The sequence below is a fragment of the Stenotrophomonas riyadhensis genome (genome assembly GCF_040256885.1).
Taxonomy (GTDB): domain Bacteria; phylum Pseudomonadota; class Gammaproteobacteria; order Xanthomonadales; family Xanthomonadaceae; genus Stenotrophomonas; species Stenotrophomonas riyadhensis.
Genome location: NZ_CP155568.1, coordinates 573,382 through 595,014, shown reverse-complemented (window position 1 = coordinate 595,014; position 21,633 = coordinate 573,382). Strand labels below are relative to the sequence as shown.

Below are 21,633 nucleotides of genomic sequence, written 5' to 3'. Positions count from 1 at the left end.
GGGCAGGACAGGAGTTTCACGCGCACAAAGAAAAACCCGCCGGTCAACGGCGGGTTTTTCCATACGCGATGGCATTGATGCCTGCGCGATGCGGTGCGATCAGCCGCACCACACCCGCGCGTTGCGGAACATGCGCATCCACGGCGAGTCACCCTGCCACTCGGCCGGGGCCCAGCTCAGGTTGAGCGCGCGCGGGGTGCGTTCCGGGTGCGGCATCATGATGGTGACGCGGCCGTCGCTGCTGGTCAGGCCGGTGATGCCGTCCGGCGAACCGTTCGGGTTCAGCGGATACTGGCTGGCAACGTTGCCGTGGCCATCGATGTAGCGCAGCGAGACACGTGCGGCGGCCTGGTCGACGGCATTGTCGAACACGGCCTGGCCTTCGCCATGTGCCACCGCCACCTGCAGGCGTGAACCGGCCATGCCGCGCAGCAGGATCGACGGCGACTCCACCACCTCCAGCAGCGCGGTGCGGGCTTCGAACTGCTCGCTGGCGTTGCGGCGGAACTGCGGCCAGTGCTCGGCACCCGGAATGATGCCCTTCAGCTGGCTCATCATCTGGCAGCCATTGCACACGCCCAGCGCGAAGCTGTCTTCGCGCGCGAAGAACGCGGCGAAGGCATCACGCAGTGCGCTGCGCTCCAGGATCGAGGTGGCCCAGCCACGGCCGGCACCCAGCACGTCGCCATAGCTGAAGCCACCACAGGCCACCAGGCCGGTGAAGTCCTGCAGGGCCACGCGGCCTTCGATCAGGTCGCTCATATGCACGTCGAACGCGCGGAAGCCGGCACGTTCGAAGGCGTTGGCCATTTCGATCTGGCCGTTGACGCCCTGCTCGCGCAGCACCGCCACGCGCGGGCGTGCACCGGTGCTGATGAACGGTGCGGCCACGTCTTCGTTGAGGTCGAAGCTGAGCTTCGGCTTCAGGCCCGGCGCATTGAAGGCACGGGCGACCTCGCGCTCGGCATCCGCGTTGGCCGGGTTGTCGCGGCGCTTCTGCATCGCGTGGGTGACCGACCACCAGGCGTCGAACAGCGCGTCCCAGCGCCACTCGGCCAGGTTCTCGCCACCCAGCGACACGCGCACCACCGGTGCGGTGGTCGGCTTGGCGATGCGCTGCGCGCATTCGGTCAGTGCATGGCGCTCGACCAGGTCGGCGAAGGCCGCACGGTCTTCGCGTGCGATCTGCACCACCGCGCCCAGTTCTTCGTTGAACAGGCTGCGGAACGGATCATCGCCCCAGGCATCGAGGGTGATATCCAGGCCCAGGCGCGAGGTGAAGGCCATTTCGCACAGCGCAGCGAAGGCGCCGCCGTCGCTGCGGTCGTGATAGGCCAGCAGCAGGCCGGACTGGCGCGCATCGCGGATCAGCTCGAAGAAACCACGCAGGCGCTGCGGGTCGTCCAGGTCCGGCGCGGCACCGGCGAAGGCCGGCAGGTCGGCGTGGTCGGCATGCACCTGGGCCAGGATCGAACCGCCCAGGCGCTGCTTGCCGGCACCGAGGCCGATCAGCCACAGCTCGCTGTCCACGTCGCGGTCGAGCAGCGGGGTCAGCTGCTGGCGCACGTCGGCCACTGGCGCGAACGCCGAGATCACCAGCGACACCGGCGACACGCTCTTGTGCGCCTCGCCCTGGTCGTGCCACTGCGCCTGCATCGACAGCGAGTCCTTGCCCACCGGGATGCTGATGTCCAGCTGCGGGCACAGTTCCATGCCCACTGCCTTCACCGCGTCGTACAGCAGCGCGTCTTCGCCGGGGTGGCCGGCCGCGGCCATCCAGTTCGCCGACAGCTTGATTTCATCCAACGCATCGACCGGGGCCGCGCACAGGTTGGTCAGCGCTTCGCCCACCGCCATGCGTGCCGACGCAGCGGCGTCGAGCAGGGCCAGCGGGGTGCGCTCGCCGATCGACATCGCTTCGCCGGCCACGCCGTCGAAGTCGGCCAGGGTGATCGCCACGTCGGAAACCGGCAGCTGCCACGGGCCGACCATCTGTTCGCGTGCGGTCAGGCCGCCGACGCTGCGGTCACCGATGGTGACCAGGAAGTTCTTCGAGGCGACGGTCGGGTGCGCGAGCACGCGCAGGCCCGCTTCCTGCAGGTCCAGGCCACCGGTCTTCAGCGCCGGCCAGCGCGGGGCCGGCGGGTGCGCGGTGTCGCGGTGCATCTTCGGCGGCTTGCCGAACAGCACGTCCATCGGCAGATCGATCGGCGCATCGGCCGGGGTGTGGCCCGGCACGGCACCGTAGGCCACCACCAGGTGTTCCTCGGCAGTCGCCACGCCAACCGCGGCGAACGGGCAGCGCTCGCGGGCACACAGTGCGGCGAACTCAGCCAGGCGCTCCTGCGCCACGCCCAACACATAACGCTCCTGCGACTCGTTGCACCACAGCTGCATCGGCGACAGCGACGGATCATCGGTGGGCACCTTGCCCAGATCGATGACACCGCCGACCTTGGAGTCGTGCAGCAGTTCCGGGATGGCATTGGACAGGCCACCGGCACCGACGTCGTGGAAGAATTTGATCGGGTTGTTGGCGCCCATCGCCACGCAGCGGTCGATGACCTCCTGGCAGCGGCGTTCCATTTCCGGGTTGTCGCGCTGCACGCTGGCGAAGTCCAGGTCCTCGGCGCTCTCGCCGGAGGCCACCGAACTGGCGGCACCGCCGCCCAGGCCGATCAGCATTGCCGGGCCACCCAGCACGATCACCGCGTCACCGGCCTGCAGCTGGATCTTGTCGACCTGCACGCGATCGATCGCGCCGAGGCCACCGGCCAGCATGATCGGCTTGTCGTACGCGCGCACCAGATCGGCGCCTTCCGGCAACTCGAAGCTGCGGAAGTAGCCAAGCAGGTTCGGGCGGCCGAACTCGTTGTTGAACGCTGCGCCGCCAAGCGGGCCGTCGGTCATGATTTCCAGCGCCGGCGCCATCCGCGGGTTCAGCGCGCGCGGCGCTTCCCACGGCTGCGGCAGTTCCGGAATGCGCAGGTGCGAGACCGAGAACCCGGACAGGCCCGCCTTCGGCTTGCCGCCGCGGCCGGTCGCGCCTTCGTCGCGGATCTCGCCACCGTTGCCGGTCGATGCACCCGGGAACGGTGCGATCGCGGTCGGGTGGTTGTGCGTTTCCACCTTGATCTGGAACGCGCTCGGCACCTGCGGCTCGCGGCGGTATTCGCCGCTGGCCGGATCCGGGCGGTAACGCGACGCCGGATGGCCTTCGATCACCGCGGCGTTGTCGCTGTACGCGCTGAGCGTGTGCTGCGGGGTCTGCTGGTGGGTGTTCTTGATCATCCGGAACAGCGAACGGTCCTGTTCCTGGCCGTCGATGGTCCAGCTGGCGTTGAAGATCTTGTGGCGGCAGTGCTCGGAATTGGCCTGCGCGAACATCATCAGCTCGACGTCGGACGGCGCGCGGCCGAGCGCGGTAAAGCGTTCGCGCAGGTAGTCGATCTCGTCCTGGGCCATGGCCAGGCCGAGGCGCTGGTTGGCGGCCTCCAGCTGGTCCACCGGCACGCGTTCCAGTTCACCCCGGGCCGGCGCCGAGAACAGCGCCTGGCCCTGTTCCACGGTCTCCAGCACCGACTGCGTCATCGGGTCGTGCAGCGCCTTGACCAGCGCCTGCTGGGCGGCGGCATCGGCCGGCCAGCCCTGCACGTCGATGCGCAGGCCACGTTCGACCCGACTGACCGGCTGGCCGGCACCACGGACCAGTTCGGTGGCCTTGCTCGACCACGGCGACAGCGTGCCCAGGCGCGGCACCACGATGCGGCTGACCGCGCCGTCGGCCACGGCCTCGGCCTGCGGCGCAGCTTCGAGGATGCGGCACAAGGTGGTCAGGTCGGGGGCGGCACTGCCTTCGGGCTGCACGAAGTAGACGTGCCAGGCACCGCTGATGCGCAGGGAGGGAGCGATGGACTGCAGGCGGGATTCAAGACGTTCGCGGCGGAACGGCGACAGGGCGGGCGCGCCCTCGAGGACCATCATGTCCGGGGAACCGTAGTTGGGAAACGGGCCCGACATTGTACCGGAAGCGGGGGGTGGGCTTTGGCCGGGCGGCGCCCGGCACCCGCCGAAGCCAAGGCAACGGCAACGGCAACGGCAACGGCAACGGCAACTGCCAAAGCAAAAGCGGGGTTCCCGTGGGATGGCGGGGTGGGTCCGGTTGCGGGGGACGCCGTGAATCCGTCCATGGAGGCTCGATCGCCGCATCCATGCGGCTCACGCCCCCGCAACCGGACCCACCCCGCCTTCGACAGATTTCCGCGATCTGCGGTAGATCCACGCCATGCGTGGATGCTCCCCGGTAGTGCCGGCCGCTGGCCGGCAACCAGGGAAATCTCAGAAGTCAGGCATTGAAGAGCGAAGCGACCGGCTTCTGCCTTTGATTTTCTGTTCTGTCTTCCGTGGCTGGCCGCGCAGGAACCTGTCCGTGGCCGGGTGGGTGGGCTGCGCAGGGGCGTAAGCGCCATGGATGGCGCGCCCGAGCCTCCAGGGATGGATTCACGGCGTCCCCTGCGCAGCCCACCCGCCCGGCCAACCCCCAGAAATCTGCTTTTCGCGGAAAGCCCCAGCCACGAGGGGGCTCCGCCGATGGCCGCCGACCGCGCGCAGCGCAGCTCTCCACCCGAATCCCCGAACCATGCGCTTGCTCACGGATTGACCACGCGATTGATGACAACGTTGTCCCCACCTGGTGCCGGACTCTCTCCCCGGCCTCCCAGGTACCCCGTCCGCCCCCTCCGTCGCCTTCCCGGGCGACGCCCGGACCTGCGTCACGCGCGGCGCCATCGGGGCCCGCGCGCCCTTTGATCGGAGACTTACCCATGTACGACCCGATTGTGCGCAGTGCCGAACGTTCGACCCGAAGCTGTCGTCCCCGCCGCCTGGCCTGGCTGCTTGCCCTGGCCGCCGGTACCGCCGCCCTGCCCGGCCTGGCGCAGGCCGCCAGCTGTGCCGGCGTGGCCCAGTGGGACCAGGCCAAGATCTACCGGGCCGGCGATACCCTGCAGAAAGGAGGCGTCCTCTATCGGGCGAACCAGGACATCTGGAACGCGCCGCCGGACCATCCGGCCGGTGCGCCCTACTACACCAACCTCGGTGCCTGCGATGGCAGCGGCAGCAACCAGCCGCCGGTGGTCAGCCTGACCTCGCCGGCCAACGGCGCCACCTTCAGCGCCGGCAGCACGGTCAACGTGACCGCCAACGCCAGTGATCCGGACGGCAGCGTCGCCAAGGTCGAGTTCTTCCGCGATGGCAGCACGCTCGGCGTGGCCACCAGTGCGCCGTATGCGGCCAGCTGGGCCAATGCCAGCGCCGGCAGCCACACCCTGCGTGCGGTCGCGACCGACAACAACAACGCCACCACGAGCACCCCGACCATCACCATCACCGTCAACGCCGCCGGTGGCGATACCACCGCGCCGAGCGTGCCGGGCGGGCTGGCGGTTGGCACCCGCACCGCCAACAGCATCGCGCTCAGCTGGAGCCCGTCCACCGACAACACCGGTGGCAGCGGCATGGCCGGCTATGACGTGTACCGCAACGGCAGCCTGGTGGGTTCGCCGTCCAGTGCCAGCTATGTGGATGGCGGGCTGACCGCGTCGACCACCTACCGCTACCGCGTACGTGCCCGCGACAACGCCGGCAATGCGTCGGCACAGGGCACCGAGATCAGCGCCACCACGCTGGCCGGTGACGGCGGCACCACCGGCAAGCGGGTCATCGGTTACTTCACCCAGTGGGGCATCTACGGCCGCAACTACCGGGTCAAGAACATCGACAGCAGTGGCTCGGCCGCACGCCTGACCCACATCAACTACGCGTTCGGCAACGTGCGCAACAACCGCTGTGAAGTGGGCATCACCCAGCCGTCGGATCCAAACAGCGGTGCCGGTGGCGATGCCTTCGCCGACTACACCAAGGCCTTCAGTGCCGCCGAGAGTGTCAGCGGCAGCGCCGATACCTGGGACCAGCCGCTGCGCGGCAACTGGAACCAGCTCAAGCAGCTCAAGGCCAAGTACCCGGGCATGAAGGTGCTGATCTCGCTCGGTGGCTGGACCTGGTCGCGTGGCTTCTCCAGCGCGGCGCGTCCGGAAAACCGCCAGGCCTTCGTCGCCTCGTGCATCGACGCCTATATCAAGGGCAACCTGCCGGTGACCGACGGTGCCGGTGGCGCCGGTGCCGCACTGGGCGTGTTCGACGGCATCGACATCGACTGGGAGTACCCGGTGGCCTGTGGCATCGAATGCGGCAAGCCGGAGGACAACGCCAACTTCACTGCGCTGATGGCCGAGTTCCGCCGCCAGCTCGATGCGGTGCGTCCGGGCCTGTTGCTGACGGTGGCGGTGGGTGCCGGCATCGACAAGATCCGCGTCACCGATCCGGCCGCGTACCACCCGTACCTGGACTACATCAACGTGATGACCTACGACTTCCACGGCGCGTGGGATGCGAAGACCAATCACCAGTCGGCGCTGTTCGATTCGCCGAATGATCCGTCCACCGGCGACCAGAAGCTGTACAACAGCAACGACGCCATCGAGGCCTTCATCAGCCGTGGCGTGCCCGCCGCCAAGCTCAACCTGGGCATCGGCTACTACGGGCGTGGCTGGACCGGTGTGGCCAACGCCAACAACGGCCTGTACCAGACCGCGACGGGTGCCGCCCCGGGTACCTACGAGGCCGGCATCGAAGACTGGAAGGTGCTGAAGAACCTGGCGTGGCCGGGCTACACCGACAACACCGCTGGTGCCACCTGGATCTACAACGGCAGCACGCTGTGGAGCTTCGATACCCCGGCCAACATCACCCGCAAGATGGGCTACGTGAAGACCCAGGGTCTGGGCGGCGCGTTCGTCTGGGAGTTCAGCGGTGACGATGCGCAGGGCACGCTGACCAAGGCGGTCAGTGATGGCCTGAAATAAGGAAAAAAGCCGGGGATGCGACACGCATCCCCGGCCTCGAATCTGTAGCGCCGAGCCATAGCTCGGCTGCCACGTGTGGGACCGCAGTCGAGCATGGCTCGACGCTACATTTCTGCGTCAGCGCTTGGCCGACAGCTTTTCCAGCGCTGCGCGCAGCTGCGCCGGTGGCAGGTACCCCCCCAGCTGGGTGCCGTCCGGGGCGAAGATCGCCGGCGTGCCATTCACACCCAGCTGCTGGCCCAGCGCGTACTGCATCGCCACCGGGTTGGTGCAGTTCTTGGCCGGCACGCTGCCACCGCGCTTGGCGTTGGTCAGCGCCTGGCGACGATCCGCTGCACACCAGACCGAGATCATGTCGGTGTAGTCCTTGCTGCCCAGGCCCATGCGCGGGAATGCCAGATACTCAACGGAGATGCCGTTGCGGTTGAGCTCTGCGATGTCCTGGTGCAGCTTGCGGCAGTAACCACACTCGATGTCGGTGAACACGCTGATGGTGTACTTGGCGTTCGGCGCGGCGAACACGATGCGATCGCCGTGGTTGGCCTTGGCCAGCAGGCCGCGACGGTAACCGAGCAGACCTTCACTGTTGGCCGGGCCCTTGGCGCGGGTGTCGTAGGGCTGCGACTGGAACAGGTAGCGACCGTCATCGGACACGTACAGCAGCTGTCCGGAGACCACCACTTCGCGGAAGCCGGGGAACGGCGCGGCACCGATGTAATCCACCTGGAAACCCGGATTGAGCGCGGTCAGCGCGGCACGTACCGCCTGGTCGGCCGGCGCGTTGGCGGCCGGGCCGGCCTTGGCCGCAGCGGCAGGTGCCTTGGCGGCCGGCGGGGCCGGCTGGGCGCAGGCGGTCAGGCTGAGCGCACCGAACACGGCGGCGATGGCAAATCGGAGCATGGAGCGGTCCGCAACAGAAGAAGATCCCGGATTCTGACACAGCCACCGGAACCGGGCCGCGACGCCCGGCACGGCCCCGGGCAGCGATTCAGCCCGGCGCTCAGCCGCGCGGATGGTGGCGGGCGTGCAGCTTCTGCAGATGCTCGCGCGCCACCAGGGTGTAGATCTGGGTGGTCGACAACGAGCTGTGGCCGAGCAGCATCTGCAGCGCGCGCAGGTCGGCACCGCGGTTGAGCAGATGGGTGGCGAAGCTGTGGCGCAGGCCATGCGGGCTGATCCGCGCCGGGTCGATGCCGGCCACCTGCGCGTGGCGCTTGACCAGGTGCCAGAACGCCTGCCGGGTCAGCGCATGCAGCGTCGGCTCGATGAACAACGGGGTCTGCCCATCGGCCAGGGCGTGCACCTTGCCCTTGCCGACCAGCAGCGGGCGCGACTGCTGCAGGTAACGCTCCAGCCAATGCTGCGATTCCTCGCCCAGCGGCACCAGCCGTTCCTTGCTGCCCTTGCCGGTGACCCGCAATACGCCCTGGCGCAGGTTCACGGCTGTCGCCGGCAACAGCACCAGCTCGCTCACGCGCAGGCCGGCGGCATACATCAGTTCCAGCATGGCGCGATCGCGCAGGCCCAGCGGACTGTCGATGTCCGGTGCCGCCAGCAGCGCATCGATCTGGCTTTCGGCCAGCGCCTTGGGCAACAGCCGTGGCAGCTTGGGCGGGTCGAGCAGCGCACTGGGGTCTTCGCTGCGTTCGCCACGGCGCACGCCATCGGCGAAGAACGCCCGCAGCGCCGACAGCAGGCGCGCATTGCTGCGCGGCGACCAGCCATGCCGGGTGCGCCAGGCCAGATAGTCGAACAGCCCGGGACGTTCGATGCCGGCCAGGCCGCCGTCGCGTCCATCCATCCAGCGCGCCAGCCCTTCCAGGTCGCGCCGGTAGCTGTCGAGGGTGGCGCGGGCCAGGCCGTTCTCGGCCCAGATCGCATCGAGGAAGCGCTGGATGCGCACGCTGTCGTCGGCGCGCAGCTCGGGCAGTTGCTGGACCAGCTGGCGGCGTTCGGCGGGGGTGGAAACAAGGGCCATGCGTGCAGGATACGAGGGCCACTGCGGGCACGGCCAGCTTTGCGTATGCTCGGCGCATGTCCCGCCCTGCCACCGACACGGCCCCTGTGGCCGCTACCGAAATGCCCCGCCCACGTGCCTTGTTGGCCTGGCGCGTGCTGGCGATGGTCTACGACGCACTGCCGGTGCTGGCGCTGTGGATGCTGGCCGGCACGCTGTTCACCCTCGCCTACACTTTCAGCGGCCACGCGCAGCGCGAGAACATCGCACCGTTCAGCGCCTGGCAGTGGCTGCTGTGGGCGGTGTGCTGGGGAATCACGGGGTGGTACGCCACGGCCAGTTGGCGCCGTGGCGGACAGACGCTGGGCATGCGCCCGTGGCGGCTGAAACTGCAATCGAGCGATGGCACGCCGCTGCGGCGCGGCCAGCTGTGGCTGCGCTTCGCAGTGGGCACGCTGTCACTGCTGCTGGGTGGGCTGGGATTCTGGTGGGCCTGGGTCGACCGCGACCGCCTGACCTGGCACGACCGCGCCAGCGGCACCCGCCTGATGCGCATGCCGAAGCGGTGATGCACGACGTGTAGAGCCGAGCCCATGCTCGGCTGCGTTTCGCGATGCACTCGATAGCCGAGCATGGGCTCGGCTCTACACGATCAACGCAGCGATCAGCCAGCGGGTGCCGGATCCGGCAGGATCACCGCCGGCTGCGTCCAGAGGTCGAAGAAGGCGGACGCAAACGCATTGGCCTGCACATCATCGGCCACCGGCGACTGTGCGCTCAACTGCGCACGGGTCTTCACGAACTCCTGCCAAAGTTTCAGGCTGGCCTTCTTCAGGCGCTTCTGCTCGCCTGCGTCGGTTGCGGCAAGGTACTGCGCGTACAGCTCGCGCATCGGTTTGCCCTGGGCCTCATAGGCCGCCGGAAGCGGCGGCAGCTGGGCGGCAGTGAAAGCCACCGATGCTGCCGGCGGCCGGTAGCCATCCGGCCCGAAAGCCTCCTTCAGCTCGTCCCCGGCATCCAGGTATTCGAAGAAGCCGGGCACGTTGTAGAGCTTGGTCCGGTAGTCGGACGAGGTATCCGGGCTGCTGGAGACCACCGTGTCAGGCAGTTCGTCCTTCAGTCCTGCGTCCCAACGGCGCGGAATGAAGAAGCCGGTCGCCTTCACGTAGGGACCCTCGATCTCCACATCGTTCAGTTCGATCTTCGATGCCAGGTTGCCGGTATTGGTCTTGCTGGTGACGTACTGCTCGGTGACGATCACGTACTCGGCCATGGCCGGGTTGATCAGCCCACCGATCCCGTCGGCGTAGACAACCATGCGGACGCTGCCGATCTTCTCGCTCTGCAGCCGGTACTGGCCCGGCTCCAGGACCAGGGGCATGGAGGTGTGCGGCGGCAGGGTATGCACCTGCTGGTCGACCGACAAGGTCAGCGGTGCATCCGTCGGGTTGTCGATCTCGAAGTCGACGGTGGACCGGCTGCAGCCGGCAGAAAGCAGCACGGCCGCGAAGTACGGCAGAAAGCGTTGGAAGCTCATGTTCGTCCTTGAAGTGAAACGGAAACAGCCGGGCCTTGCCCGGCTCCCTGGGAATCAACCCGACTTGCGCCGGAACAGCAATCCGGATACCGCCAGCATCACGATCGGCGGCAATGCATAGGCGATGCGGTAATCAAACTTCAACGCGCCGGCCATGCGGCCGAAGAACAGCTGCAGCAGCCAGAAGCCCAGCGCGAACAGGATGCCCAGGAACAGGCGCTTGCCCATGCCGCCGCTGCGCAGCGACCCGAACGCGAACGGCACCGCCGCCAGGCACAGCGCCAGCACGTTCACCGGGTAGAACCAGCGGCTCCAGTACACATCCTCGAAATCGCGCGCATCCAGCCCGTTGCGCTGGCGATAGGTGATGCTGGTGCTGAGTTCGGCCAGGCTGAGATTGCGCGGCTTGGCGATGCCGGTGGCCAATGCGGCCGCATCCAGCTTCGAATTCCACGGTTCGCGCGCCACTTCCTGGCGGGTCGCCGAGCGCTCGCCAAAAGTGTCGCGGCGGACCCCGGTCAGCACCCAGCCATCCTTGTCGTGCTCGGCGGTGGTGGCATGGGTCAACGAGGCAATCTTGCCGTCGTCGGCAATGCGGTACAGGCGCACGTCACGCAGGATCAGGCGCGTGCCCTTGTCCCCCACCAGCTGCTCTTCGCCGCTCTGCGCATTGAGGAAGGTGTCGCCTTCGCGTGCCCACAGGCCCGAGTACCGCGTGGTGGAAATGTCCCGCCCCCACTTGGCACTGGCCTTCAGCGCATCGGCACGGTCCTGGCCCCAGGGGCCCAGCGTCTCGGCGCTGAGCACCATCACCGCAGTCAGCAGCGACAGCGCGATCGCCACCGATACGCTCAGGCGCTTGCGCGACAGGCCCAGCGCACGCAGTGCGGTCAGCTCCGAGGTCGCGGCCAGTTGGCCGAGGCCCATCAGCGCGCCGATCACCGCAGCGGTGGGGAACATCGTGTAGGCGCGGCGTGGCACGGTGTACAGCACCCATGCTGCGGCATGGCCCAGGGTGTAGCCGTTCTTGCCGATGTCCTTGAACTCGCCGGAGAAGGCCATCACCACATCCAGGCCGACCAGCACGGCCCAGGTCAACAGCACCGTGGTGAACACCGACTGGCCCAGGTACAGGTCGAAACGCATCGGGCGCAGCCTCATGCGCGGGCTCCCTTCGGGCGGCCCAGGCGGCCATCACGTGCATACATCCAGATCGCCAGCGCCAGCAGTGGCAGGGTCAGCCACCACAGGCCCAGCGCGGGCGGAATCCTGCCATTGGCGATCCAGCCACTGCCGATGAACATCAGGTTGGTGCCCACCATGTAGGCCATCAGCGCCAGCATCATGCGGCCGTAGCGCTGCTGGCGCGGCGAGCTGCGGCCCAGCGGCACGGTCAGCAGGGCAAAGGCCAGCGCGATCAGCGGCGGCGCCAGGCGGCGGTGCAGCTGTGCCTGCGCCTGCGGGCGTTCATCGCCGATCAGCTTCAGGGTCGGCATCAGTTCCGGGTCGTCCTCGGTGCGGGTCTGCGCGCCATCGGGCAGGGCGACGTCGTTGCGGGCGAAGGTCGCCAGCCGGTAATCCAGCGCGCCGGCCACCGGTCCTTCCACCTGGTGGCCGTCGTCCAGTTCCAGGAAGCGCTGGCGGGTGCCCTCGAAGTACATGCGGCCGCTGTTGGCCGACACCACTTCCAGGCGGTCGTCCTTCTGCCGCTGCAGGAACACCTTGCCCAGCTCGGTGCCGTCGGGCGAGATCGAGGACAGGTAGACCACGCCGCCATTGGGCAGCGGCGTGAACCGGCCCGGCTCCAGACCGGCCATCAGCACGCTGCGGTTGGCCTCGATGATCATCTGCTCGGCCACCCGGCCGGCCCACGGGCCCAGCCACAGCGAGCAGGCGCCGACCAGCAGCACCACCGGCACCACCAGCATCAGCAAAGGCCGCAGCAACCGCTTGGGCCCCACGCCGATGGCGGTGATGACCGCCATCTCCGAGTCGCGGTACAGGCGGGCGATGGCCAGCAGCAGGCCCAGCATCAGTGCCAATGGCAGGATCAGCGGCAGGTAGGCGATGAACTGCAGGCCCAGCTGCGAGAACAGCAGCTTGGCCGGCAGGCGCCCATCGGCGATGTTGCCGAGGATGTCCACCAGCACGCCGCCCACGCTGACCACCAGCAGGACGATCAGGGTAGCCAGGAAACTCTGGACGAAATCGCCCAGCAGGTATCGGTCGAGCTTCAGCATGGGGCGGTGGTTTAAACTCTGGGGTTCGTTCGCGGTGCCGCCCAGTCTACTGTCTGGGCGTAAACGGCCTGCGATTGTACGGACTCGCCAATGGAATCTGCTCAATGGCCCTCGAATTCACCCTGAACCACGTTGCTCCGGCCGCCGCCACCGTTGATTGCCTGGTGGTCGGCGCGTATGCCGACCATACCCTGACCCCGGCCGCCCAGACCCTGGACGCCGCCAGTGGTGGCCGCCTGGCCGCCCTGGCCCAGCGCGGCGATCTGTCCGGCAAGACCGGCGCGACCACCCTGTTGCACGACCTGCCGGGCGTGACCGCCCCGCGCGTGCTGGTGGTCGGCCTCGGCGAAGCCGCCCGCTTCGGCGTGCCGCAGTACCTGAAGGCCGTCGGCGACGCCGTGCGCGCGCTGAAGGCCGGTGCTGCCCGCAGCGCACTGTTCACCCTGTCCGAAGTGGCGGCGAAGGACCGCGACGCGGCCTGGGCGATCCGCCAGGCAGTGATCGCCGCCGATCACGCCGCGTACCGCTACACCGCCACCCTGGGCAAGAAGAAGGCCGAGGACGCCGGCCTGGCCCAGCTGGCCATCGCCGGTGATGACGCCCAGGCCCTGGCCCAGGGCCAGGCCATCGCCGCCGGCGTCGAGTTCGCCCGCGAGCTGGGCAACCTGCCGCCGAACTACTGCACCCCGGCCTACCTGGCCGAAGTGGGTGTGAAGTTCGCCGGCGAGCACGACGGTGCCGAGGCCGAGATCCTCGACGAGCACCAGATGGAAGCACTGGGCATGGGCTCGCTGCTGGCCGTGGCCCGTGGTTCGGCCAACCGCCCGCGCCTGGTCGTGCTGAAGTGGAACAATGGCGGCGACGCCAAGCCGTACGTGCTGGTCGGCAAGGGCATCACCTTCGATACCGGTGGCGTCAACCTGAAGACCCAGGGCGGCATCGAGGAGATGAAGTACGACATGTGCGGTGGCGCCAACGTCATCGGCACCTTCGTCGCTGCGGTCAAGGCCAAGCTGCCGCTGAACCTGGTGGTGGTGGTGCCGGCGGTGGAGAACGCCATCGACGGCAACGCCTACCGTCCGTCCGACGTGATCACCTCGATGTCGGGCAAGACCATCGAAGTCGGCAACACCGACGCCGAAGGCCGCCTGATCCTGTGCGATGCGCTGACCTACGCGCAGCGCTTCGAGCCGGCCGCGCTGGTCGACGTCGCCACCCTGACCGGTGCCTGCATGGTCGCCCTCGGCCACCAGACCGCCGGCCTGATGAGCAAGCACGACGACCTGGCCAACGAGCTGCTGGCCGCCGGCGAACACGTGTTCGACCGCGCCTGGCGCCTGCCGCTGTGGGACGAGTACCAGCCGATGCTGGATTCGACCTTCGCCGACGTCTACAACATCGGCGGCCGCTGGGCCGGCGCGATCACCGCTGGCTGCTTCCTGTCGCGCTTTGCCGAAGGCCAGCGCTGGGCGCACCTGGACATCGCCGGCGTGGCCAGCGATGAAGGCAAGCGTGGCATGGCCACCGGCCGCCCGGTCGGCCTGCTGAGCCAGTGGCTGCTGGACCAGACCGCCCGCGCCTGATGCCGTACCCGACCCTGGCCGGCCTCCGCCGGCCGGGGCCTCGCCCGGCACCGCCGGAACCCTGCCTGACCCGGACCCTGCCATGCCCCGCGCCGACTTCTACCTGATCGCCAAGCCCCGCTTCCTGACCGAGCCGTTGCGCCTGGTCTGCGAGCTGGCACGCAAGGCCAACGACGCCGGGCTGTTCACCCTGGTGCTGGCCCGCGACCAGGCCCAGGCCGAGGAGCTGGACGAACTGCTGTGGGCGTTCGACAACGATGCCTACATCCCGCACCAGATCGCCGGCGAGGACATGGATGAGGAAGAAGCCCTGGTGCTGATCGCCGTGCCCGGCGCCGAGGCACCGGCGCGCCCGCTGGTGATCAACCTGCGCGATGAACCCTGGCTGGGCGAGTGCGAGCGCGTGCTGGAAGTGGTTCCGGCCGACCCGGAAGCGCGCGAACCGCTGCGCGAACGCTGGCGCCAGTACAAGGCCGCCGGTTACGACCTGAACAAGCACGACATGTAAGTCCAGCGAGGACCCCTTGATGCGCCTGCTGATCGCCCTGATTCTTCCCTGGCTGTCCTTCTTCACCATCGGCCGGCCGTTTGCCGGCATCGTCTGCCTGATCCTGCAGATCACCCTGATCGGCTGGCTGCCCGCCGCGATCTGGGCCGCCTACGCGGTCAGCCAGTACCACACCGACCAGAAGATCCGGCGCGCCCTCGGGCCGCGCTGATCTCCCTTCCGCCTTGATTACCGGTTCCCCCGCATGACCCAACTCGCCTCCAGTTACGACCCGAAGTCCTTCGAGACCGACCTCTACGAGGCCTGGGAGAAGGCCGGCCACTTCAAGCCGTCCGGCACGGGCGAGCCGTACACCATCCTGCTGCCGCCGCCGAACGTGACCGGCACCCTGCACATGGGCCACGCCTTCCAGCAGACCCTGATGGACGCGCTGGTGCGCTACCACCGCATGCGCGGCTACGACACCCTGTGGCAGGTCGGTACCGACCATGCCGGCATCGCCACCGAAATGGTGGTCAGCCGCAACCTGGCGCTGGAAGGCAAGGGCGAGACCCGCGATTCGCTAGGCCGCGAAGGTTTCATCGGCAAGGTCTGGGAGTGGAAGCAGCAGTCCGGCGACACCATCGAACGCCAGATGCGCCGCCTCGGCACCTCCGCCGACTGGTCGCGCAGCACCTTCACCATGGACCCGCAGCCGTCGGCGGCGGTCAACGAGGCCTTCGTGCGCTGGTACGAGCAGGGCCTGATCTATCGCGGCCAGCGCCTGGTCAACTGGGACCCGGTGCTGAAGACCGCCATTTCCGACCTGGAAGTGGAAAGCGCCGAGGAAGACGGCTTCCTGTGGTCGATCGCCTACACGCTGGATGAGGGCCTGAGCTACGAGCACGTCGAGCGCGATGCCGACGGCGTGGAAACCCTGCGCGAAACCCGCGACTACCTGGTCGTCGCCACCACCCGCCCGGAAACCCTGCTGGGCGATACCGCGGTGATGGTGCACCCGGAAGACGAGCGCTATGCGCACCTGATCGGCAAGAGCGTGGTGCTGCCGCTGACCGGCCGCCGCGTGCCGGTGATCGCCGACGACTACGTGGACCGTGCGTTCGGCACCGGCGTGGTCAAGGTCACCCCGGCGCACGATTTCAACGACTATGAAGTCGGCGTGCGCCACAGCCTGCCGATGATCAACCTGTTCACCCCGGTGGCGGCGCTGAACGAGAACGCGCCGGAGCGATTCCAGGGCCTGGACCGCTACGCCGCGCGCAAGGCCGTGCTGGCCGAGCTGGAAGACCTGGGCATCCTGGTCGAGACCAAGGCGCACAAGCTGCAGGTGCCGCGCGGCGACCGTACCGGCCAGGTGATCGAGCCGTACCTGACCGACCAGTGGTTCGTGAAGATGGACGACCTGGCCAAGCGCGGCCTGGAACTGGTCGAGGATGGGAGCATTTCCTTCGTGCCACCGAACTGGATCAACACCTACCGCCACTGGATGAACAACATCCAGGACTGGTGCATCAGCCGCCAGCTGTGGTGGGGCCACCGCATTCCGGCGTGGTTCGACGAAGCCACCGGCAGCTGCTACGTCGGTCGCAGCGAAGAGGAAGTGCGGGCGAAGCACAACCTGGGCAGCGACGTGGTGCTGAACCAGGAAAGCGACGTGCTGGAGACCTGGTTCTCCTCGCAGCTGTGGCCGTTCTCCACCCTGGGCTGGCCCAACGAGCAGGCCATGGCCGAGCGCGGCTTCGACCGTTACCTGCCGTCGTCGGTGCTGATCACCGGCTTCGACATCATCTTCTTCTGGGTGGCGCGCATGATCATGGCCACCGACAACCTGGTCGGGAAGATCCCGTTCAAGGACGTCTACTTCACCGGCCTGATCCGCGACGGCCAGGGCCAGAAGATGTCCAAGAGCAAGGGCAACGTGCTCGACCCGCTGGACATCATCGACGGCATCACCATCGACGACCTGGTCGCCAAGCGCACCGGCGGCCTGATGCAGCCGAAGATGGTGGAGAAGATCGAGAAGGCCACCCGCAAGGAATTCCCGGACGGCATTGCTGCCCACGGTGCCGATGCGCTGCGCTTCACCATCGCCGCGCTGGCCACCCACGGCCGCGACATCAAGTTCGACATGAACCGCGCAGAGGGCTACAAGAACTTCTGCAACAAGCTGTGGAACGCCAGCCGCTTCGCGCTGATGAACACCGAGGGTGCTGCGTTCACCGGCGTGCCGACGCCGCGCACCGATGCCGAGCGCTGGATCCTCTCGCGCCTGGCCGCTACCACCGCCGAAGCGCAGGGCCATTTCGCCGCCTACCGCTTCGACCTGCTGGCCCAGTGCCTGTACGAGTTCGCCTGGAACGCGTTCTGCGACTGGTTCCTGGAACTGAGCAAGCCGGCACTGAACGGCGGCGACGCGGCTGATGCGGAGAGCACCCGCCACACCCTGCTGTACGTGCTGGAAGCCCTGCTGCGCCTGCTGCACCCGCTCACGCCGTTCATCACCGAACAGCTGTGGCAGCAGCTGGCCCCGCGCCTGGGCCTGGCCGAGAGCACGCTGTCGCTGCGTCCGTACCCGACCGCCGCCGAGTTCGAAGGCGATTTCACTCAGGCTGAAGCCGACGTGGAATGGTTGAAGGCGGTGATCAGTGCGGTGCGTCGCGTGCGCAGCGAACTGAACGTGGCCCCGTCCAAGCTGGTGCCGCTACGCCTGCAGGCCGGCCTGGAGCAGGACCGCGTGCGCATCGAACGCTTCAGCGCCTCGCTGTCGTTCCTGCTGAAGCTGGACAGCATCCAGTGGCTGGCCGAAGGCGAAAGCGCACCGCCGGCCGCCGCCGCGATCGTCGGTGAGCTGAAGCTGCTGGTGCCGCTGGAAGGCCTGGTCGATCTCGATGCCGAGCGCGTGCGCCTGGACAAGGAAATCGCCCGCGTCGAAGCCGAAAAGGAAAAGAGCGAGACCAAGCTGGCCAAGTTCACCGACAAGGTGCCGCCGGCCGTGGTCGAGCAGGAACGCGTGCGCCTGGTCGACTGGAACACCCAGCTGGCCGGCCTGCGCGAGCAGCGCGCGAAGCTGTAACGCCGCGCTCTGGTGCGTGCCAACCAAGGTTGGCACCTACCACGCCGGGAGAGGTTGGCACCCACCGAAGCGGAATCGGAAACGCCGGGCGATGCCCGGCGTTTCCATTTGCCCCGCATGGCATCATCACCGGATGCCGCTTTCCATTTTCCTGCTCGTCCTCGCTGCCGCGGCACTGCACGCCAGCTGGAACGCGATCGTCAAACGCGGGCCGGACAAGTTCCTCGGCACCGTGCTGGTCACCGGCAGCGCCGCGCTGCTGTCGGCGGCTGCCCTACCCTTCCTGCCGTTCCCGGCCGCGCACAGCTGGCCGTGGCTGGGCGCATCGGTGCTGCAGGTGACGTACTACGGCCTGGTCGCCCGCTGCTACCAGCAGGTCGACATGAGTCTGGCGTATCCGCTGATGCGCGGCAGCGCGCCGATCCTGGTCGCGTTGGCGGGCACCCTGCTGGGCGAGCAGCTGCCACCGGCGGCGTGGCTGGGCGTGGTGCTGGTCAGCACCGGCATCCTGTGCATGGCACTGGGTGCGCGTGGCGGCCAGCTGCGGCTGCCGCTGCTGACTGCGGCGATGATCGCCACCTACACCCTGGTCGATGCGCAGGGCGCGCGCCAGTCCGGCAGCGCGCTCAGCTACACCCTGTGGCTGTTCCTGCTGTCGGGCATTCCGCTACCGCTGTGGGCGTTGTACACCCGCGGTGGCGCGGTGCTGGCCTATGCACGCCAGCATTGGCCGCTGGGGCTGGCCGGTGGCGTCGGCACCACGGCGTCCTACGCGATGGCCTTGTGGTCGATGACCCAGGCGCCGGTGGCCATGGTCTCGGCGCTGCGCGAATCGTCGATCCTGTTCGCGTTGCTGATCTCGGTGTTCCTGCTGCGCGAGCGGATTCCGCGTGCACGCTGGCTGGCGGCGGCGTTGATCGTCGGCGGCGTGTTGGCACTGCGGCTGGCGTGAGGAAAGCGTGCCAACCAAGGTTGGCACCTACCGGACAAGCCATTGCACGCCTTGGTAGCAGCCGACCTTGGTCGGCGCATTCCTGCCACCCCAGGTTGCCGGCTACCGGTAGTGCCGGCCGCTGGCCGGCAACCCATCTCCGTTACAGCGGCGGCATCGCCTGCAGGTCGCCATCGACCAGTTCGATCGCCATCACCACTGCGTCCTCGCGGCCCTGCGCGGCCGGGTAGTAACGCGGGCGGCGGCCAATCTCGTTGAAGCCTTCGCTGTGGTACAGCGCCAGCGCCGGCGTGTTGGAGGGCCGCACTTCCAGGAACACTCGCTGCGCACCACGGTCGCCGGCCAGCTGCACCAGCGCGCGCAGCAGCTGGCGCCCCAGCCCCCGCGACTGCGTCAGCGGGTCGATGCAGATGTTCAGCACATGCGCCTCGTCGGCCGCGATGCTGAGCACGCCATAGCCGATCAGCTGGCCATCGCGTTCCATGGCCAGGCCCGGATAACCCGCGCGCAGGCAGTCGACGAAGATGCCGCGGGTCCACGGAAACGGATAGCCGCGCACTTCGATCGCCATCACCGCGTTGAGGTCGCTCTCGCGCAGTGCGCGCAGGCTGACCGGCCCGGGCAGGCTGACCGCACTCATGGCGCGCCCCGCTTGCGCAGGGCGCGCAGCTGCGGCCACAGCGCGCGCTTGGCCGCCGGGTCGTGGCGCAGCTGGTCCAGCGGCCAGCTGTCCATCAGTGACTGCGTGGCCGGATCATTGGGGTTGCAACCGGATGCGCGCAGCAAGGCGATCTGCAGGCGATCCGGCAGGCGCACCACCGGCTGCCGGGCATTGCCACCCGGCAGTGGACGGCTGGCGGCCGGCGCGGTATCCGGTGCGCTGACCGGCGTCTCGCGGCGCGGCGTCGGGCGTTCCTGGCGCGCTGCCGGAGCCGATTCGGCGCGGGGCTCCCGCGAAGAAGGTGCCGTGCCTGCCCGTGCCGGTTCCGCTGGCGGCGCGGCAGCCGCCTCGGCTTCGGCCACGCTCAGCTGCAGCGCGGCATCCAGTTCGGCGGCCAGCTGGCCGTCGTGGTAGACGGTGTAGCCCATGGCCTGCAGCCAGGCCTGCTGGGCCGGTGACCACAGCACGGGCAGGTCCTGGCTCACGCGGCCTCGGGCTTCTTGCGCAGGCGCTGCACGGCCCACATCACCGGGCCGGACAAGGCGTACAGGATGCCGACCGCAAACAGCACGCGCGGCAGGTCGATCACCGCAATCGCGATCGCCACCGGCACCAGCGCCAGCACCAGGAACGGCACGCGATCGGAGCGGGTGCCCTTGGCGGCACCGCCCTTGAAGCTCCAGAAGCGGATGCGGCTGACCATCAGCAGCGCCGCGACGATCGTCACTGCCAAGGCCACGTAGCGCAGCTGGTTGCCGTCCCAGCCCAGGTTGCCATCGGCAAAGGCCCAGACGAAGGACATCATCAGGCCAGCCGCAGCCGGGCTGGCCAGGCCGACGAACCAGCGCTTGTCGACCACGGCGACCTGGGTATTGAAGCGGGCCAGGCGCAGCGCCGCGCAGGCGGCATATAGGAAAGCGACGGCCCAGCCGACGCGGCCGAGCAGCGGGTCATCGAACTTCAGCCACGACAGCGACCAGTGGTACATCACCAGCGCCGGGGCCATGCCGAAGCTGACCAGGTCGGCCAGCGAGTCGTACTGCACGCCGAATTCACTGCTGGTGCCGGTCAGGCGCGCCACGCGCCCGTCCAGGCCATCCATCACCGCCGCCACGAACACGGCGATGCTGGCATTGACGAAATCCCCGTTGGCTGCGGCGATGATCGCGTAGAAGCCTGCGAACAGGCCGGCGGTGGTGAACAGGTTGGGCAGCAGGTAAATCGTGCGCGAGCGCGGCGGCGGTGTGATCGGGTCCATGGAATCCAGTTTAATCGACTTGCCAGTACTCGGCGCCAATGCTGCAATCGACGTTCTACGCCCATTCCGTGGAGTCCGCCATGCGTGCCCTGTCCTGCCTTGGATGCCTGCTGCTGTTGGCCAGTGCCAACGCCGTGGCTGGCCCGGTCTATAAATGGAAGGACGCCAATGGCGTGACCCAGTACTCGGAGACCCCTCCAGCGGGCAGGAAGTATGAAACCCGCGAGCAGGCCCGCAGCCCACAACCGGCCGCCAGCACCGAGACCCCGGCCGCACCGGTCCCCGAGCAGTGCCGCACGGCCCGCGCCAACCTGACGCTGCTGGAGGGCACCGGCCAAGTGATGCAGGACACCGACGGCGACGGCAAGCCTGACACCGCGTTGACCCCGGAGCAGCGCAGCGCACAGAAGGGATTGGCTGAAGCCGCCATCAAGGCCTACTGCCCGGCGGAGTGAGGGTATCGGCAGGGCTTTCAGCCCTGCACCCGCAGAGGCAACAGCAAGGGCAACAACCGGCTCTGGGCTTTCTGTGGGTTGGCGGGGCGGTGTCGGATTGCGGGGACGCCGTAAACCCGTCCCTGGGGGCTTGGCCGCGGCATCCATGCCGCGGACACCCCGCAATCCGACACCGCCCCGCCTTCGACAGTTTCCCGGTGACGGTGGTAGATCCACGCCATGCGTGGATGAAATCTGTCAGATCTCGAATTGAATCCGGGGTCAGATCCGTTTTCCGCAGGAAAACGGATCTGACCCCATAAATCGTCCATCGCGGAAATCTGTCGAAGGCGGGGTGGGTCCGGCGGCAGGGGTGTGAGCGGCATGGGCCCGAGGCATGCCTCGGGCGGGTTGGGCAGGAAGCCCAACCCTGGTCTTGCCGTGTGCGCAGGACAGCGCACACGAGCAAGCCGCGACCAAGCCCCCAAGGATGGGTTTACGGCGTCC

17 protein-coding genes are annotated in these 21,633 nt (G+C 68.2%); 8 read left to right on the top strand and 9 right to left on the bottom strand.

All coding sequences use genetic code 11. The features are described 5' to 3' along the window. Nucleotides 1-99: 99 nt before the first annotated feature. Nucleotides 100-3,984: a phosphoribosylformylglycinamidine synthase gene (gene purL / locus SriyCCGPB3_RS02730; RefSeq protein ID WP_350259849.1), complete on the bottom strand. Its 3,885-nt coding sequence runs from the start codon at nt 3,982-3,984 to the stop codon at nt 100-102. An 839-nt stretch (nt 3,985-4,823) separates the two neighbouring features. Here purL and SriyCCGPB3_RS02725 point away from each other — a divergent pair. Next, nucleotides 4,824-6,923 carry a glycosyl hydrolase family 18 protein gene (locus SriyCCGPB3_RS02725; protein WP_121504849.1) on the top strand — a complete coding sequence of 700 codons (2,100 nt, stop codon included), beginning with the start codon at nt 4,824-4,826 and terminating at the stop codon, nt 6,921-6,923. Nucleotides 6,924-7,040: 117 nt separating this feature from the next. On the opposite strand, the gene SriyCCGPB3_RS02720 is transcribed toward SriyCCGPB3_RS02725, so the two are convergent. Then, nucleotides 7,041-7,823 carry a DsbC family protein gene (locus tag SriyCCGPB3_RS02720; protein ID WP_350259848.1) on the bottom strand — a complete coding sequence of 261 codons (783 nt, stop codon included), beginning with the start codon at nt 7,821-7,823 and terminating at the stop codon, nt 7,041-7,043. Nucleotides 7,824-7,923: 100 nt separating this feature from the next. After that, the gene (xerD, locus tag SriyCCGPB3_RS02715) at nt 7,924-8,901 is read right to left on the bottom strand and encodes a site-specific tyrosine recombinase XerD (protein WP_046428433.1); all 978 of its coding nucleotides are present in this window, start codon (nt 8,899-8,901) and stop codon (nt 7,924-7,926) included. Nucleotides 8,902-8,957: 56 nt separating this feature from the next. On the opposite strand from xerD, the gene SriyCCGPB3_RS02710 reads away from it, so the two are divergent. After that, nucleotides 8,958-9,449, top strand: a complete 492-nt coding sequence (locus SriyCCGPB3_RS02710) for an RDD family protein (protein WP_350259847.1) — start codon at nt 8,958-8,960, stop codon at nt 9,447-9,449. A gap of 95 nt (nt 9,450-9,544) precedes the next feature. On the opposite strand, the gene SriyCCGPB3_RS02705 is transcribed toward SriyCCGPB3_RS02710, so the two are convergent. Genes SriyCCGPB3_RS02705 through lptF form a run of 3 tightly spaced genes read right to left on the bottom strand, consistent with a single transcriptional unit; the run spans nt 9,545 to nt 12,657 of the window. Further along, nucleotides 9,545-10,417, bottom strand: a complete 873-nt coding sequence (locus SriyCCGPB3_RS02705) for a hypothetical protein (protein ID WP_197611137.1) — start codon at nt 10,415-10,417, stop codon at nt 9,545-9,547. 54 nt (nt 10,418-10,471) lie between these two features. Continuing rightward, on the bottom strand, nt 10,472-11,578 hold the full coding sequence (gene lptG, locus SriyCCGPB3_RS02700) for an LPS export ABC transporter permease LptG (protein WP_110710995.1): 1,107 nt from the start codon (nt 11,576-11,578) through the stop codon (nt 10,472-10,474). Further along, nucleotides 11,575-12,657, bottom strand: a complete 1,083-nt coding sequence (gene lptF / locus SriyCCGPB3_RS02695; protein WP_110710994.1) for an LPS export ABC transporter permease LptF — start codon at nt 12,655-12,657, stop codon at nt 11,575-11,577. The genes lptG and lptF overlap by 4 nt, the downstream gene beginning before the upstream one ends. Nucleotides 12,658-12,761: 104 nt before the next feature. On the opposite strand from lptF, the gene SriyCCGPB3_RS02690 reads away from it, so the two are divergent. The 5 genes from SriyCCGPB3_RS02690 (at nt 12,762) to SriyCCGPB3_RS02670 (ending at nt 18,773) form a co-directional block, all read left to right on the top strand. Continuing rightward, nucleotides 12,762-14,240 (top strand): leucyl aminopeptidase, encoded by a 1,479-nt coding sequence (locus SriyCCGPB3_RS02690; RefSeq protein ID WP_350259846.1) that lies wholly within the window; start codon nt 12,762-12,764, stop codon nt 14,238-14,240. An 82-nt stretch (nt 14,241-14,322) separates the two neighbouring features. After that, entirely contained in the window at nt 14,323-14,748 is a 426-nt protein-coding gene (locus SriyCCGPB3_RS02685; RefSeq protein ID WP_350259845.1) for a DNA polymerase III subunit chi, read from the top strand. 19 nt (nt 14,749-14,767) lie between these two features. Beyond that, entirely contained in the window at nt 14,768-14,959 is a 192-nt protein-coding gene (locus SriyCCGPB3_RS02680) for a YqaE/Pmp3 family membrane protein (RefSeq protein ID WP_012510005.1), read from the top strand. A 33-nt stretch (nt 14,960-14,992) separates the two neighbouring features. Then, complete coding sequence (locus tag SriyCCGPB3_RS02675; protein WP_110710992.1) at nt 14,993-17,821, top strand: valine--tRNA ligase; 2,829 nt, start codon at nt 14,993-14,995, stop codon at nt 17,819-17,821. A 133-nt stretch (nt 17,822-17,954) separates the two neighbouring features. Beyond that, entirely contained in the window at nt 17,955-18,773 is an 819-nt protein-coding gene (locus SriyCCGPB3_RS02670; RefSeq protein ID WP_350259844.1) for an EamA family transporter, read from the top strand. Between the two features lie 142 nt (nt 18,774-18,915). Here SriyCCGPB3_RS02670 and rimI read toward each other — a convergent pair whose 3' ends face one another. From rimI to pssA, 3 genes are read right to left on the bottom strand one after another with little or no spacing between them, the layout of a single operon-like run. Continuing rightward, nucleotides 18,916-19,413 (bottom strand): ribosomal protein S18-alanine N-acetyltransferase, encoded by a 498-nt coding sequence (rimI, locus tag SriyCCGPB3_RS02665; protein WP_088024100.1) that lies wholly within the window; start codon nt 19,411-19,413, stop codon nt 18,916-18,918. Further along, nucleotides 19,410-19,919: a hypothetical protein gene (locus tag SriyCCGPB3_RS02660; RefSeq protein ID WP_350259843.1), complete on the bottom strand. Its 510-nt coding sequence runs from the start codon at nt 19,917-19,919 to the stop codon at nt 19,410-19,412. Before SriyCCGPB3_RS02660 ends, rimI begins: the two co-directional genes overlap by 4 nt. Beyond that, the gene (gene pssA / locus SriyCCGPB3_RS02655; RefSeq protein WP_088024094.1) at nt 19,916-20,692 is read right to left on the bottom strand and encodes a CDP-diacylglycerol--serine O-phosphatidyltransferase; all 777 of its coding nucleotides are present in this window, start codon (nt 20,690-20,692) and stop codon (nt 19,916-19,918) included. The genes SriyCCGPB3_RS02660 and pssA overlap by 4 nt, the downstream gene beginning before the upstream one ends. A gap of 80 nt (nt 20,693-20,772) precedes the next feature. Between pssA and SriyCCGPB3_RS02650 the strand changes: the two genes are divergently transcribed. After that, the gene (locus SriyCCGPB3_RS02650; protein WP_197611135.1) at nt 20,773-21,147 is read left to right on the top strand and encodes a DUF4124 domain-containing protein; all 375 of its coding nucleotides are present in this window, start codon (nt 20,773-20,775) and stop codon (nt 21,145-21,147) included. The last annotated feature ends 486 nt before the right edge of the window (nt 21,148-21,633 follow it).

Excerpts from the sequence above, each read along its gene's own strand:
- SriyCCGPB3_RS02710 (WP_350259847.1), top strand. The coding sequence starts at position 8,958 with ATGTCCCGCCCTGCCACCGACACGGCCCCTGTGGCCGCTACCGAAATG.
- SriyCCGPB3_RS02650 (WP_197611135.1), top strand. The coding sequence starts at position 20,773 with ATGCGTGCCCTGTCCTGCCTTGGATGCCTGCTGCTGTTGGCCAGTGCC.
- xerD (WP_046428433.1), bottom strand. The coding sequence starts at position 8,901 with ATGGCCCTTGTTTCCACCCCCGCCGAACGCCGCCAGCTGGTCCAGCAA.
- lptG (WP_110710995.1), bottom strand. The coding sequence starts at position 11,578 with ATGAGGCTGCGCCCGATGCGTTTCGACCTGTACCTGGGCCAGTCGGTG.
- SriyCCGPB3_RS02705 (WP_197611137.1), bottom strand. The coding sequence starts at position 10,417 with ATGAGCTTCCAACGCTTTCTGCCGTACTTCGCGGCCGTGCTGCTTTCT.
- purL (WP_350259849.1), bottom strand. The coding sequence starts at position 3,984 with ATGATGGTCCTCGAGGGCGCGCCCGCCCTGTCGCCGTTCCGCCGCGAA.
- SriyCCGPB3_RS02680 (WP_012510005.1), top strand. The coding sequence starts at position 14,768 with ATGCGCCTGCTGATCGCCCTGATTCTTCCCTGGCTGTCCTTCTTCACC.
- rimI (WP_088024100.1), bottom strand. The coding sequence starts at position 19,413 with ATGAGTGCGGTCAGCCTGCCCGGGCCGGTCAGCCTGCGCGCACTGCGC.
- SriyCCGPB3_RS02670 (WP_350259844.1), top strand. The coding sequence starts at position 17,955 with ATGCCGCTTTCCATTTTCCTGCTCGTCCTCGCTGCCGCGGCACTGCAC.
- pssA (WP_088024094.1), bottom strand. The coding sequence starts at position 20,692 with ATGGACCCGATCACACCGCCGCCGCGCTCGCGCACGATTTACCTGCTG.
- SriyCCGPB3_RS02725 (WP_121504849.1), top strand. The coding sequence starts at position 4,824 with ATGTACGACCCGATTGTGCGCAGTGCCGAACGTTCGACCCGAAGCTGT.
- SriyCCGPB3_RS02675 (WP_110710992.1), top strand. The coding sequence starts at position 14,993 with ATGACCCAACTCGCCTCCAGTTACGACCCGAAGTCCTTCGAGACCGAC.
- SriyCCGPB3_RS02690 (WP_350259846.1), top strand. The coding sequence starts at position 12,762 with ATGGCCCTCGAATTCACCCTGAACCACGTTGCTCCGGCCGCCGCCACC.
- SriyCCGPB3_RS02720 (WP_350259848.1), bottom strand. The coding sequence starts at position 7,823 with ATGCTCCGATTTGCCATCGCCGCCGTGTTCGGTGCGCTCAGCCTGACC.
- SriyCCGPB3_RS02685 (WP_350259845.1), top strand. The coding sequence starts at position 14,323 with ATGCCCCGCGCCGACTTCTACCTGATCGCCAAGCCCCGCTTCCTGACC.
- lptF (WP_110710994.1), bottom strand. The coding sequence starts at position 12,657 with ATGCTGAAGCTCGACCGATACCTGCTGGGCGATTTCGTCCAGAGTTTC.